The organism is Bacillus sp. HMA207, from assembly GCF_003402455.1.
GTDB lineage: Bacteria > Bacillota > Bacilli > Bacillales > Bacillaceae_G > Bacillus_A > Bacillus_A cereus.
In genome coordinates, this window is the sequence record NZ_BEZT01000008.1 from 35,197 (window position 1) to 48,418 (window position 13,222).

Consider the following 13,222-nt stretch of genomic DNA (forward strand, 5'->3'; position numbering starts at 1 on the left):
TCATCCTGCGTTTGAATAGATAGAAGAAATACTATATTGTAAAAGTATCATTACGTAGTCTGTACGTTCTTACCTCTTTTTATCCAAATTCATTTAAATCCTTCCATACAAAAAAGCAAGATACATATGTATCCTGCTTACTCTTCGTAATGTTGAAAAGGTAATCCCGTTCGTAAAATCCCTCTCGTTTCAATTCCACCTAGTCCCTTTTCACCAGTAATTGTATTACGTACGACATCCCATACATTGACTCTCTCCATAAATGAAGTAAAACTAATTTTACCAACTACATATACAGGATCTAGTGCATGAATATTAATTCTAGATGGTGAACTAGCGAAATTGGCCCCTGCACGAATTAGTGCCTCAAAATGTGATTGACATGCCCCAGCAAAAATAACAAGTTGATCCAGTGATGGATATTTTTTTCGTACTTCACGAACAGCCTGTACAAAATGCCTTGAATGCCTATATGCCGCTAAATCTCCCTTCACTCCTTTTGATTTTGTATATGCATCATGCCCTGTAATAACGAGAATGTCTGGGCGAAAGTGATCTATTAAGTCTACTACTTTTTCATGCATCTCCGTTTCTTTACAATGAATACCTTGAACAGGAACGCCAATTTTGTTATATAAGTCTAAGCACTTGCGCAAATATAAAGGGTCTCCATCTATATGCAATACACGTCCCGGCATTTGAAAATAATTCACCTCACTTGTGTATCCACCAGTTGAAGTATGTTCATGCCTTTGTTTCATCAGTACATAATCTTGTTGAAACAAACGATACGTGCGCTCCATTGTTTCTTTCTCACGCTTCACCCTTTTTTTATGTTCTCTTTGATCTATACTAATTAAATCTTCAAGTGGCGCATCCGCCACCAGTCTAATTTCCTCTCCAAACAATATAGCTATCTCACCTTTTATTTCTATAATACGAAAAAGAATATCCCTCTTATGAGAATATCGTTCCACTAATTCTCCAACATGTAAAACCATTCTCCTACCTCCAAACTCATTAGGCCATCTTACCTGTTTTTAAAGTATGAATTTAGAGAGAGAAAGGTGACAAAAGGGACAGTTCAAGTTGAACTGTCCCTTTCATATTCTTATGATAATTTATGAAGAACTAATGCATTACTTAATGTTGCAAACTCTTCAATAGATAGCGTTTCGCCTCTTCGCTTTGGATCAATTCCTACTTCTGTTAAAATTCGATCCAATAACTCCTTATCTTTCGGGAAACCATTTAAATTATTTGATAAATTATTCATTAAAGTTTTACGGCGCTGTGCGAAACTTGCTCGTACTACTTCAAAGAAGAACGTTTCATCTGTCACCTCTACAACCGGTTTAGGACGCTTTAGAAGGCGGATAATTGCAGAATCAACGTTTGGCTGTGGTACAAACACTGTACGCGGTACAGTCATAACTGTTTCAACCTCTGTATAATACTGAATGGCAATCGATAAAGAACCATACTCTTTCGTTCCAGGTTTAGCAGCTAAACGATCTCCAACTTCTTTTTGCATCATAACAACAAATCCACGAACTGGTAACTTTTCTTCAAGCAATTTAAATAAAATTGGCGTTGTAATATAGTATGGTAAGTTAGCTACTACCATTACATCTTGCCCTTCTTCAAATTGCTCATTAAATACTTCATGTACATCTGCTTTTAGTACGTCTTTATTAATAACTGTAACGTTACCATATGGCGCTAACGTCTCATCTAAAATTGGTAATAGTCTTTGATCAATTTCAAAAGCCACTACTTTTTTAGCACGCTTTGCTAATTGCTCTGTTAATGCACCAATACCTGGTCCAATTTCAATTGCACCACTTTCTGAACCAATTTCTGCATGATCGACAATACGATTTAATACATTTGTATCAATTAAAAAGTTTTGTCCTAAACTTTTTTTGAATGAAAATCCATACTTTTCAACAATGTCTTTTGTACGATTTGGCGTTGCGATATCCTTCATCTTTTTTCCTCCTGTATTACTTGCTTATAAGCTTCTGCAAATGATTCCTTTGAAACTTGAAACATCTGTAATCGTTTATGTAACTGTTTTGCATTTGTATAACCAATCTTTAATAGCTTACCCATTCTTTCTCTGCGGCTCTTTGCCATTTCTCCGCCCACTAAGCCTGCATCGACTAAATCACTCCAACTAATTTCACTTGTGTAAGCTTCCATTTCTTCATGTATATTCTCTAGAGCGCGGCGAATCGACTCATTAGAAGCGTGTTCGATTCCAACACCCTTTTTCCTTTTAGCAAGCGCTTCTTCCTTCGGTAAAAAGGCATGCTTACAGCCAGGAACCTTGTCAGAAATAATTTTTCGAATACGCTCTCCAGGATAATCCGGATCTGTGAAAATAATAACTCCCCTTTTTTGCTGCGCTAATTTAACTTGCTCAATAACATGATCACCGATTGCTGAACCGTTCGTTTCAATTGTATCCGCATCAACAGCACGCTTAATCGCAACTGTATCATCTTTACCTTCTACAACGATAATCTCTTTTATTTTCATGCTTGCCTCCACACTCATTTCGTCTCTACTTAGTAAAACAAAAAAATGACGACTTTTCCATTATTATTTTCCCCATTCTTATATTTTAAAAAATAGAATAGAAAAATCTTTGTTCTCTGTCCTTATTGTAACACTTCATCATTCACATTTATTTTCTTCATCACTTCTACTAGTTTTTCTCAAAATAAAAAAGAACAGGTTTCCCCATTCTTTTTTATTCAACACCAAATAAAACTTTTGCATTTTTAGTTGTCATTTCTGCTACTTCCTCATAAGAAATTCCTTTTAAATTCGCAATTTCTTCTGCTACGAGCTTTACATAACTCGGTTCATTTCGTTTCCCTCGAAATGGGTGCGGTGTTAAATACGGACAATCCGTCTCTATTAACAATTTCTCTAATGGAATCTCCGTAGCAACCTCTTTCGGCTTCTTAGCGTTTTTAAATGTAACTGGTCCACCCAACGAAATTAAAAAGTTCATATCAACACATCGCTCTGCTACCTCTACGCTGCCGCTAAAGCAATGCATAATGCCTCCTACTTCAGCTGCATTCTCTTCTTCTAGAATATCAACAATATCTTGAGTTGCATCGCGGTTATGTATAATAATCGGCAATTTTACTTTTTTCGCTAATGCAATTTGTTTACGGAATACTTCTTTCTGTATTTCTTTTGGAGACTTATCCCAGTGATAATCTAAGCCCATTTCTCCAAGTGCAACGACTTTAGGATGAGAAGCAAGTTCTTCTAACCAAGCTAAATGTTCTTCTGTCATGTCGATTGCATCAACTGGGTGCCACCCAACCGCAGCGTAAATAAAATCATAGGCTTCAGCTAATTCCATCGCCTTTTTTATCGTTACTTCATCAAAACCAACAACAACTGTATAAGTAACTCCCGCTTCTTTCATTCGGGCAATAACCTCTTGCAAATCTCCTTCGAATTGCTCTGCATTCAAATGTGAATGTGTATCAAACAACATAATACATAACTCCTTTTATATTGAAATCAAGTTTATTCTACAAAAATAAGTTCTTTAATGACTTAACGATAACAATACTACAATCTTAATGCAAAAATAGAGAGTGTAAAAAGAAAAAAGACGCTTCACACATGTTACACGTGAAACATCTCTTTTCTTGTCTTAATTACTTGATTTTTGTACCATTTGGTAGATTTTGGTCAATTGATGCTAATGACAATACGCCATTCTCTTCACCCGCTAAAATCATACCTTGCGATAATTCACCGCGTAATTTTACAGGTTTTAAGTTTGTTACACAAATAACCTTTTTACCTTTTAAGTCTTCCGGCGAATAGAATTTTGCAATTCCAGAAACAACTTGACGCTTTTCTGTACCTAAGTCTAGTTGAATTTTTAACAGCTTGTCTGCTTTTTTCACAGGTTCAGCAGATAGTACTTCAGCTACGCGTAATTCTACTTTAAAGAAATCATCAATTGTAATTTCTTCTGCCTTCGGTTCTTCTTCTTTTTTCTCTTCTACTTTAGGAGCAGAGCTTTTCATTTGTTCTTTAATGTACTCTACTTCCACTTCCATTTCTAAACGAGGGAAAATTGGGTTTCCTTTTTCTACTTTTGTTCCAGCTGGAATGCAGCCAATTGTAGAGAGACTTTCCCAAGATTTATGAGCTTCATCAGTAAGGCCAAGCTGAGCAAACATCTTGCTTGGTGCTACTGTTAAGAATGGCATAAGCATAATACCTGTTTGACGAAGTACTTCTGCTAAATGAGCCATTACAGAGGCTAACTTTTCACGATCATTCTCATCTTTTGCTAATACCCATGGTTGTGTTTCATCAATATATTTATTCGTACGACTAACTAGTTGCCAAATAGATCCTAACGCTACAGAGAACTCCATATTCTCCATTGCTTCTTCTACTTTTTTCAAAGTATCTTGTGCAAACGCTACTAACGTTTCATCAAATTCCGTCACATTTGCTTTAAATGCAGGGATTTCTCCGTTAAAGTACTTATCAATCATAGCTACTGTACGATTTAATAAATTACCTAAGTCATTTGCTAAGTCGAAATTAATACGCTCCACAAATCCTTCTGGTGTAAATACGCCATCAGATCCAAATGGAACTTCACGAAGTAGGTAATAACGTAATGCATCTAATCCGTAACGATCGATTAATGTAACTGGATCTACTACGTTTCCTTTTGACTTACTCATCTTTCCATCCTTCATTAAAATCCAGCCATGAGCAAAGACTTTCTTCGGAAGAGGTAAATCTAATGCCATTAAAATTATCGGCCAATAAATTGTATGGAAACGAACAATTTCTTTCCCAACTAAATGCACATCTGCAGGCCAGAATTTTTTATATTTCTCTTCATTTGCTGTTCCATAACCTAACGCCGTAATATAGTTAGATAATGCGTCAACCCATACATAAATAACGTGTTTTGGGTTACCAGGAACACGAACTCCCCAGTCAAATGAAGTACGAGAAACTGCTAAATCTTCTAATCCTGGTTTAATAAAATTATTAATCATTTCATTTTTACGAGACTCCGGCTGAATGAAATGTGGATTATCTTCATAGAACTTTAATAGTCTGTCGACATATTTACCCATTCTAAAGAAATAAGATTCTTCACGAACAAGTTCTACATCATGACCACTATCTGGGCTTTTTCCTCCAACTACTTTGTCGCCTTCCATAATTGGATCTACTAATTGATGCTCTGTATAGAACGTCTCATCTTGTACAGAATACCAACCTTCATATTCATCAAGATAAATGTCACCTTGATCTACTAATTGTTTAAAGATTTTTTCGACAACATCTTTATGACGATCTTCAGTTGTACGAATAAAATCATCATAAGAAATATCCATCTTCTCCCAAAGCTCTTTAATTCCTGCAACAATGTTATCAACATATGCCTGTGGCGTAATATTTAACTCTTCTGCTTTCTTTTGGATCTTCTGTCCATGCTCATCAGTTCCTGTTAAATAATGCACATTATAACCTTGCATACGCTTATATCGTGCCATCGCATCTCCTGCTACTGTCGTATAAGCATGTCCAATGTGTAATTTTCCACTTGGATAATAAATTGGGGTAGTAATATAAAAGGACTTATTTTCCTCTGTCATTGTTTTGGACCTCCCGAATAACCTCATATGTATTTATAAACAGTATATCAAAAACTCATATATAAAGTGAAACTTTAATCAGTAGGGTTTTTGTTCCTCCCCACTAATTATTAGCCCACGTTAATTGGGCTTTTACGAGCAGCCCAAATCTAACTTATCTTCTTTACGCCAACCTAATTTTCAATTTAGGTCTTAATGCTCGATATCTTTATCATCTATTGCTCATATTTCAAAAAAATATACAATATCCACTTTAAATTTATTATTTTTTCAGAAAATAATGTAAATAATTGTGGAATTTCCTCTCAATCTATTATATATAAGAAATAAGAAATCTATAAATCTTTTTAAAAAATATAGAATTTAAGAATTGACGGAAATGTAAATGATTGGTATCATATGTCCATAGGGTATTTTGTCGAAAAATGACGAATCTAAAAATAGACTCGAAACTTATAAACTATTTATTTAGGAGGAAAAAAATTATGAAATCTACTGGTATTGTTCGTAAAGTTGATGAATTAGGTCGTGTAGTAATTCCAATCGAATTACGCCGTACTTTAGGTATTGCAGAAAAGGACGCTCTTGAAATCTATGTTGATGACGAAAAAATCATCTTAAAGAAATATAAACCAAACATGACTTGCCAAGTAACTGGTGAAGTATCTGACGGTAACCTTTCTTTAGCTGAAGGTAAAATCATCTTAAGCAAAGAAGGCGCTGAGCAAATCTTAAACGAACTTCAAGATTATATCGAAACAGCAAAATAAGCTTCTCAATTATGAGAAGCTTATTTTTTATCGACATGATAGATTTGATATACATCTCTTTTCGACAAATCTCGATCTTTAGCGACTGTTTTAATCGCTTCTTTTGAATTCATACTTTTTTCATTTATATAATATTCAATATGATCATATACCGAAAGAGATTCCCACCATTGTTCTTCTGGAGCAGGTTCTTCTGTTGAACCAGCTACTAAAATACAAAATTCACCACGTACTTCATTTTGCTTCGTCCACTCAATTGCTTCTTCGATTGTTCCTCGAATAAATTCCTCAAATTTTTTCGTTAACTCTCGACATAATACAATCTCTCTATTTCCCAACACTTCCTGCATCGAAATTAAAGTATCATCTAAACGATGAGGTGCTTCATAAAACATCATTGTAGTTTGTACATAACGAAGCTTTTCTAACTCCATCTTCCGTTCCTTTTTGTTTCTCTGCAAGAAACCATAGAAATAAAACTGCTTTGTTTCAAGACCGGATGCAATTAATGCTGTAAGGGCTGCATTTGCTCCAGGAAGCGGAATTACATGATATTGCTCAGCTACTGCCTCAACGACAATATCGTAACCTGGATCAGAAATACACGGCATACCAGCGTCACTAACAAGTGCTACATTCTTTCCATCCTCTAATTTCTCTAATAGTTTCTTCCCACTTACTTCTTTATTGTGCTCATGATAACTCGTGACAGGTGTTTCAATTTCAAAATAATTACAAAGTTTTTTCGTTTGTCTCGTATCTTCAGCAGCAATTAAATCAACTTCTTTTAAAATTCGGATTGCACGAAATGTCATATCTTCTAGATTTCCAATAGGAGTTGGTACTAAATATAAAACTCCCTTTTCATTTTGTTGAAAGCTTTTTTGTTGCCACATAGCGTTCTCCTTTTTGCATATATGCCTCTTTTTGTTTTCTCGTTAATTGCTTAAAGTAATACTCCGCTTGCATAGCTGTACGCTTATCATCGTGGGTCTCTACATATTTTAAAACGACAGGAAGCCTGACGCGTGTATACTTAGCCCCTTTGCCGCTATTATGAGTCTGAATTCTCTTTTCTATATGGTTTGTATATCCAGCATAATAACTTCCATCAGAGCACTCTACCACATAAAAAAAGTGCTTATTCTTCTCCATATAAAATTGAACGTAGCTCCTTTGTATATTCGTTATTGTTCTCATATACAACGAGAGGCGGTAAAATTTTCAAATCTGCATTTCCATCCTTAATTCCTTCAATTAACAATGTATTTGCTTCTTTTCCAACCTTAGGATAAACAAATTGCACACGCTTTGGTTCAATTTTATATTTACGCATTAATGTGACAATGTCTAGTAATCGCCCTGGACGATGTACAAACGCTACTTTCCCACCTTGTTTTACTAACTGACTACTTGCAGATACAACATCTTCTAATGTACACATAATTTCATGACGAGCTATCGCTAAATGTTCATTCATATTTTTCTCTGAAGTTTGAGGTGTTTGAAAATATGGTGGATTACATGTAACAACATCATATTGATGACGCCCAAGTTTCTCTGGCATATCTTTCAAATCTCCATGTATGAGGTGAATTCTTTCTTCTAACCCATTGTATTGAACACTTCTTACTCCCATATCATATAAGCGTTCTTGAATTTCCACACCAGTAATATTTCCTTTTGTTCTTGTACTTAATAGAAGGGGAACAACCGCGTTACCTGTACACAAATCAAGTAAATTCCCCTTTTGAATTGGTACCCATGCAAAATCTGCAAGTAAAACGGCATCTAAAGAAAAATTAAATACTGATGGGCTTTGTATAATCTTCATGTCTTGTGCTAATAAGTAATCTAAACGTTCATCTTCATATAAATTCATATACTGCTCCTTTTCTTACCCTTAACCTACCCTATTTCATGTATAAAAAATTACCTTTCCAATTATAATTGGAAAGGTAATTTCACTTTTTATTTAAGAATGAAAGACAGAACAAACAATCTCCCTCTTTACGTACACTTCCATAATGTAGATTGCAAATATGAAAACCTTCTTGATATAGTCTCGCTAAATTGTCATAGCCTTCACCAATATCTGTTTTCGGCTTCACTTCTTTACGTTTTTGAGTTTTTTGTTTTTCTTTATTCTGCACTTCTTCAAAACGGTGTCGCAAATTGTTATTTTCCATTTTTATATGTTGGTTTTCTTCCAACAACTCTGCAAGATGCTGTTTTAACTCTCCCAACTGTTTATATAAATGTCCAATTTGCTCTTCCATACTAGAAACCGATTCAAAAATATCTTTTTTCTCCACAAGCACCCACCTCATTAATCTGTGGTTTGACTCGAAACGACCCCTTTATTCACTAACTCATCTAACGTATATTCTACTATCCGTTCCTTGTCTACTAGTTCCACTTGAATTAATCTTTCTAAAATATTTAATCCGATAACACGGCCAGTACCATGCGGGGTTTGTATACGTTGATCTAAATCAGGAAGTTGTTCCTTTGCTGCCTCATATTCATCATTCTCATATTTTAAGCAACACATTAAGCGACCACATAAACCAGAGATTTTTGCAGGATTTAATGATAAATTTTGATCCTTTGCCATTTTAATGGATACAGGTTCAAAATCCCCTAAAAAAGTAGAACAACAAAGCATACGACCACATGGACCAATACCACCTAGCATCTTCGCTTCATCACGAACACCAATTTGTCTTAGTTCAATTCTTGTTCTAAAAATTGCGGCTAAGTCCTTCACTAGTTCGCGGAAATCGATCCGACCATCCGCAGTAAAATAGAAAATAATCTTATTACGATCGAATGTATACTCTACATCTACAAGTTTCATATCAAGATTATGCTCTACTACCTTTTGTTGACAAACTTGATATGCTTCTTTGGCAGCATGTTTGTTCTCTTCAACAATGGTACGATCATTTTCATTTGCAATACGAATAACCTTTTTTAGCGGTAATACAACGTCGTTTTCATCAACTTGTTTTTTGGTAATAACTACTTTTCCGTATTCAATACCTCTTACCGTTTCTACAATGACAAACTCATTTTCAGAGATATCGAACTGGTTTGGATCAAAGTAATATACCTTTCCGGCCTTCTTAAAGCGAACACCTACTACATCATACAAAACGGTCATCCCTCCTGCAACCGCAACACTAACTGTTCGAACACAAGCTGCGCATTTACATTAGCGTTGATTCTATTTTTTGCCTCTAATATATTAAAGAGAGCTGATACAATGCGCTTCTGAGCATAGGAAAACGATTCAAACATCTCTTTCTGCTCATGAAAAACAAGACGATCTTCTTCTCCAAGTTGAACATATAATAAATCCTTATAAATAAGGAGTAACATATCTAAACCTTGCTGTAATTGTTCTTTCTCTCCAAAGTGTTTTCCCCATTTTTCTTGTACAAAAAAAATAGAGGTTTTATCTTTTTCGAGCGCTTCACATAATTTTATCACTAAAGCTCGTGCTTGTGCAAACCATTCATCACTACATAAAGCTAAAGCTTCATCAAAACTATTTGTAAGTTGAGCAGCAAGTGTCGATAAAGATGCTGTAATCCCTTCATCCTGTAATCTTCTAATTAAAGATTCCGTAGGTAACGGTCTAAACGTAACAACTTGGCAGCGAGATAAAATCGTATTTAAAATTTGATGACTTTGTTCAGTAAGTAAAATAGCAGTTGTATCACTACTTGGTTCTTCTAAAAATTTCAAAAGTGTATTTGCCGCATTTGCTGTCATACGATCTGCGTGCTCAATAATATATATTTTTTTATTTGCCTCTAATCCTGTTTTGGAAAACTCTTCTTGTAAATCATGAATTTGCTGCTTCTTAATAGATAATCCGTCTGGTTTTACAATATGTAAGTTAGGGTGGTTACCTGAATCAATTCGCTTACAGTTTGTACATACATGGCAGGGCTCTACTCCATTCCGCTCAGAACAGAGGAAACTCTTTGCCATTTGAATTGCTGTCGCAAACTTTCCTGTCCCTTTCCCTCCCTCTAACAAGTAAGCGTGGGATATACGCTCTTTTGCAATGCTATTCATCAACATTTTTACACCGATGGGTTGTATAGCAGAAAGCTGCTCCCACGTCTTCGTCATAATGCATACCTCACTTATTTCATTCTTTCCTTCTATTATAACAATTTATCTTCTATAATCTGAACAACTTCTTCTATAAGTTTTTCCATCGGTTGATCAGCATTTACCAATACAATACGATCCGAGAAACGTTCTACAACTTGTAAATACCCTTCGCGCACACGTTTATGGAAAGAGATATCTTCCATATCTAGTCGATTTACTTCACGTCCTGCATCTTTTTCAATCCGAGCCAAACCAACCTCAGGCTCAATGTCTAGATAAATTGTTAAACTAGGCATACAGTCCTCTGTTGCGAAACGATTTATTTCAAATACCTTATCCATACCCAATCCTCTTGCATAGCCTTGGTATGCTAAAGAGCTATCTATAAAACGATCACATAACACGAGGTAGTTCTCATTAAGTGCTGGCATAACTTTTTCTACTAAATGTTGTCTGCGCGCAGCAGCATAAAGAAGCGCTTCTGTACGTGCTTCCATCATCGTATATTCTTGTTTATGTAAAATCGTCCTAATGTCCTCAGAAATTGCAATACCGCCTGGTTCCCTTGTCGCCATTACCTTTTGTGCTTTTTGTTCAAAATATGGCAATAAGCTTTTAATTAACGTTGTTTTACCTGAACCTTCTGGGCCCTCAATTGTTACAAATAATCCCTTCATCCTAAAACCTACTTTCTATATCATACACTTTCATATATTTCGTATTACCTTGAAAACGAGCTCCTGCTCTTTCTAAATACATAATTTGCTCTTTATGCTCTGAAGTAATTCTCTCTCCATACATAATTAATGGAATTCCAGGTGGATACGGAATCACCATTTCCGCCGCTATCATTCCAACAGCATCTTCTATAGATACTATCTTTGTTTCATATCCGTCTAGTTGTTTATACGTATACGGTAAAAGAGAGAATTCACCATTATAAGTATAACGAATAGATTCCCTCTTGTCTTTCACCTCATAATGTTGCAATGCTACTCGGATCATCTCTATAACCTTCATATATCCCTCATTTACTTGTAAGGGTAAAATAAATAGGACATTGTACGGATCAGCCATCTCTGTATATATACCGACCTTTTCAAATACAGACTGTAATTCGTACCCTGATAACTGACAACGAGTTTGTACGGTGACCTTTAACTCATCTTGCAACGGATATTCTAAAATGGCGATTTGGGGAATAGAACGTAATTGTTCCTTAAATCTTCGTAAAAACTCAACAATTTCACTGTGACCTTCTTCTTTTATACGCGCCATTGTAAAGCGTGCTATATCCAAGGAAGCCATAATTGGATACGATGGACTACTAGATTGTAGCATACTTAAATAAGTAGTAACCTTATCTTCGTCTACTAAATGACTATTTATATGTAAATAGGAACCCATTGTCATTGCGGGTAATGTTTTATGTGCAGAATGAACTACAATATCTGCACCATATGTTAATGCTGACTTCGGAAATGGTTCTCCCAAACATAGATGTGCCCCATGTGCCTCATCTACCAAAACAGGGATTTTATGTGCATGTGCAAAAGCGATGCTTGCCTCTAAATCCATCCCCATACCATAATAATTAGGATGCGTTAAAATAAGTGCTTTCGCATTTGGATACTTTCTAATTGCGTTCTTAATAATTTCATTACGAACTCCCACTGGTACGTTGTAAGCTTCATCAATCCATGGATCTAAAAAAATGGGATTTGCTCCCGCAAGTTTTAAACCATTAATAATTGATTTATGACAATTTCTTTGTACAAGAACAATATCATGTTCCCCGCAACAAGACAAAATCATTGCTAAGTTCCCGACTGTTGAACCATTAATTAAAAAATAACTTCTCTTTGTATTATAAACTTCAGCCAATAATTGTTGTGCCTCATCTATACATTCAAACGGACTATGCAAATCATCTAGTCCTGCTAATTCAGTTACATCAATAGATAGAATACCTTTAAACTCTCTTATTGCCTCCTGAGGGAAGTTTAAACCATTCTTATGACCAGGAACATGAAAGGATAACGGCCCTCTTTCTTTAAACTCTATTAACGCCTCATATAAAGGCATACGATTTTGATTCATCTACATCTCTTCCTTATTATTCATTCTCTATCTATTATACAGAACAAAAAAAATAATAGGCATATGCCTATTTAAAAATATGATACTTCTAATTTTCGAAGCTGCTTTAAATAATATATATATTTCGGATCATCTGTCTCTGTATTCACCATATCCTTTTCACATTCATGGCATATTAAATTATTATAAACATATATACCTTCTTTTCTTTTTGTCTCACAAACAATACAAACTTCACTTTGTAATGTCATAATCTTCCCTCCCTATTTAAGTGAACCTATTTTATACTTCTAATCCTTAACAATTTACAGAAAAATATACACCCATCTTTTATATAATATGATTAACTCTTGGGCAACGTGTTTGTATTTCCATTACTTCTTTCCCATTCTTTTTAACAATACAAAAAAACACAAGTCAAATGACTTGTGTTTTTAGTTGCTTGGCGACGTCCTACTCTCACAGGGACAAGGTCCCAACTACCATCGGCGCTAGAGAGCTTAACTTCCGTGTTCGGTATGGGAACGGGTGTGACCTCTCTGCCAT

The 13,222-nt window shown here is 35.3% G+C and carries 15 protein-coding genes and 1 rRNA gene; 1 reads left to right on the forward strand and 15 read right to left on the reverse strand.

Annotation, left to right across the window (positions count from 1 at the left end; all coding sequences use genetic code 11):
• Nucleotides 1–137 precede the first annotated feature (137 nt).
• The 5 genes from yabG to metG form a co-directional block, all read right to left on the reverse strand.
• Nucleotides 138–1,001 carry a sporulation peptidase YabG gene (gene yabG / locus HMAS_RS27075; RefSeq protein WP_000242868.1) on the reverse strand — a complete coding sequence of 288 codons (864 nt, stop codon included), beginning with the start codon at nucleotides 999–1,001 and terminating at the stop codon, nucleotides 138–140.
• A gap of 110 nt (nucleotides 1,002–1,111) precedes the next feature.
• Nucleotides 1,112–1,990, reverse strand: a complete 879-nt coding sequence (gene rsmA, locus HMAS_RS27080) for a 16S rRNA (adenine(1518)-N(6)/adenine(1519)-N(6))-dimethyltransferase RsmA (protein WP_000651548.1) — start codon at nucleotides 1,988–1,990, stop codon at nucleotides 1,112–1,114.
• A complete protein-coding gene (gene rnmV, locus HMAS_RS27085) occupies nucleotides 1,987–2,544 on the reverse strand; it encodes a ribonuclease M5 (protein WP_000692836.1) in 558 nt (185 codons plus the stop codon). The genes rsmA and rnmV overlap by 4 nt, the downstream gene beginning before the upstream one ends.
• A 214-nt stretch (nucleotides 2,545–2,758) precedes the next feature.
• Nucleotides 2,759–3,526 carry a TatD family hydrolase gene (locus tag HMAS_RS27090; RefSeq protein ID WP_000895851.1) on the reverse strand — a complete coding sequence of 256 codons (768 nt, stop codon included), beginning with the start codon at nucleotides 3,524–3,526 and terminating at the stop codon, nucleotides 2,759–2,761.
• A 166-nt stretch (nucleotides 3,527–3,692) separates the two neighbouring features.
• Nucleotides 3,693–5,675 carry a methionine--tRNA ligase gene (gene metG / locus HMAS_RS27095; RefSeq protein ID WP_000134132.1) on the reverse strand — a complete coding sequence of 661 codons (1,983 nt, stop codon included), beginning with the start codon at nucleotides 5,673–5,675 and terminating at the stop codon, nucleotides 3,693–3,695.
• A 485-nt stretch (nucleotides 5,676–6,160) separates the two neighbouring features.
• On the opposite strand from metG, the gene HMAS_RS27100 reads away from it, so the two are divergent.
• Nucleotides 6,161–6,445, forward strand: a complete 285-nt coding sequence (locus HMAS_RS27100; RefSeq protein WP_000843036.1) for an AbrB/MazE/SpoVT family DNA-binding domain-containing protein — start codon at nucleotides 6,161–6,163, stop codon at nucleotides 6,443–6,445.
• A 20-nt stretch (nucleotides 6,446–6,465) separates the two neighbouring features.
• Here the strand turns inward: HMAS_RS27100 and rsmI are convergent, their stop codons facing one another.
• From rsmI to rrf, 10 genes are all read right to left on the reverse strand, one after another.
• A complete protein-coding gene (rsmI, locus tag HMAS_RS27105; RefSeq protein ID WP_000267821.1) occupies nucleotides 6,466–7,341 on the reverse strand; it encodes a 16S rRNA (cytidine(1402)-2'-O)-methyltransferase in 876 nt (291 codons plus the stop codon).
• A complete protein-coding gene (locus HMAS_RS27110; RefSeq protein WP_000414350.1) occupies nucleotides 7,310–7,600 on the reverse strand; it encodes a GIY-YIG nuclease family protein in 291 nt (96 codons plus the stop codon). Before HMAS_RS27110 ends, rsmI begins: the two co-directional genes overlap by 32 nt.
• Nucleotides 7,587–8,327: a tRNA1(Val) (adenine(37)-N6)-methyltransferase gene (locus HMAS_RS27115; protein ID WP_001055366.1), complete on the reverse strand. Its 741-nt coding sequence runs from the start codon at nucleotides 8,325–8,327 to the stop codon at nucleotides 7,587–7,589. Before HMAS_RS27115 ends, HMAS_RS27110 begins: the two co-directional genes overlap by 14 nt.
• A gap of 82 nt (nucleotides 8,328–8,409) precedes the next feature.
• Nucleotides 8,410–8,760 (reverse strand): DNA replication initiation control protein YabA, encoded by a 351-nt coding sequence (yabA, locus tag HMAS_RS27120; RefSeq protein ID WP_000412063.1) that lies wholly within the window; start codon nucleotides 8,758–8,760, stop codon nucleotides 8,410–8,412.
• Nucleotides 8,761–8,774: 14 nt separating this feature from the next.
• Nucleotides 8,775–9,602: a PSP1 domain-containing protein gene (locus HMAS_RS27125; protein WP_000272429.1), complete on the reverse strand. Its 828-nt coding sequence runs from the start codon at nucleotides 9,600–9,602 to the stop codon at nucleotides 8,775–8,777.
• 5 nt (nucleotides 9,603–9,607) lie between these two features.
• On the reverse strand, nucleotides 9,608–10,591 hold the full coding sequence (gene holB / locus HMAS_RS27130; protein ID WP_000169561.1) for a DNA polymerase III subunit delta': 984 nt from the start codon (nucleotides 10,589–10,591) through the stop codon (nucleotides 9,608–9,610).
• Between the two features lie 35 nt (nucleotides 10,592–10,626).
• Nucleotides 10,627–11,253 carry a dTMP kinase gene (gene tmk, locus HMAS_RS27135; protein WP_000677218.1) on the reverse strand — a complete coding sequence of 209 codons (627 nt, stop codon included), beginning with the start codon at nucleotides 11,251–11,253 and terminating at the stop codon, nucleotides 10,627–10,629.
• Nucleotide 11,254: 1 nt separating this feature from the next.
• Complete coding sequence (locus HMAS_RS27140; protein WP_006920522.1) at nucleotides 11,255–12,676, reverse strand: aminotransferase class I/II-fold pyridoxal phosphate-dependent enzyme; 1,422 nt, start codon at nucleotides 12,674–12,676, stop codon at nucleotides 11,255–11,257.
• Between the two features lie 71 nt (nucleotides 12,677–12,747).
• Nucleotides 12,748–12,927, reverse strand: a complete 180-nt coding sequence (locus HMAS_RS27145) for a sigma factor G inhibitor Gin (RefSeq protein WP_000175076.1) — start codon at nucleotides 12,925–12,927, stop codon at nucleotides 12,748–12,750.
• Between the two features lie 189 nt (nucleotides 12,928–13,116).
• A 5S ribosomal RNA gene (rrf, locus tag HMAS_RS27150) occupies nucleotides 13,117–13,222 on the reverse strand; the annotation flags it as partial.

Coding starts and splice junctions, on each gene's coding strand:
- rsmA (WP_000651548.1), bottom strand. CDS start 1,990: ATGAAGGATATCGCAACGCCAAATCGTACAAAAGACATTGTTGAAAAG.
- HMAS_RS27110 (WP_000414350.1), bottom strand. CDS start 7,600: ATGGAGAAGAATAAGCACTTTTTTTATGTGGTAGAGTGCTCTGATGGA.
- holB (WP_000169561.1), bottom strand. CDS start 10,591: ATGACGAAGACGTGGGAGCAGCTTTCTGCTATACAACCCATCGGTGTA.
- rnmV (WP_000692836.1), bottom strand. CDS start 2,544: ATGAAAATAAAAGAGATTATCGTTGTAGAAGGTAAAGATGATACAGTT.
- HMAS_RS27090 (WP_000895851.1), bottom strand. CDS start 3,526: ATGTTGTTTGATACACATTCACATTTGAATGCAGAGCAATTCGAAGGA.
- HMAS_RS27100 (WP_000843036.1), top strand. CDS start 6,161: ATGAAATCTACTGGTATTGTTCGTAAAGTTGATGAATTAGGTCGTGTA.
- HMAS_RS27145 (WP_000175076.1), bottom strand. CDS start 12,927: ATGACATTACAAAGTGAAGTTTGTATTGTTTGTGAGACAAAAAGAAAA.
- tmk (WP_000677218.1), bottom strand. CDS start 11,253: ATGAAGGGATTATTTGTAACAATTGAGGGCCCAGAAGGTTCAGGTAAA.
- metG (WP_000134132.1), bottom strand. CDS start 5,675: ATGACAGAGGAAAATAAGTCCTTTTATATTACTACCCCAATTTATTAT.
- yabG (WP_000242868.1), bottom strand. CDS start 1,001: ATGGTTTTACATGTTGGAGAATTAGTGGAACGATATTCTCATAAGAGG.
- rsmI (WP_000267821.1), bottom strand. CDS start 7,341: ATGTGGCAACAAAAAAGCTTTCAACAAAATGAAAAGGGAGTTTTATAT.
- HMAS_RS27115 (WP_001055366.1), bottom strand. CDS start 8,327: ATGAATTTATATGAAGATGAACGTTTAGATTACTTATTAGCACAAGAC.
- HMAS_RS27140 (WP_006920522.1), bottom strand. CDS start 12,676: ATGAATCAAAATCGTATGCCTTTATATGAGGCGTTAATAGAGTTTAAA.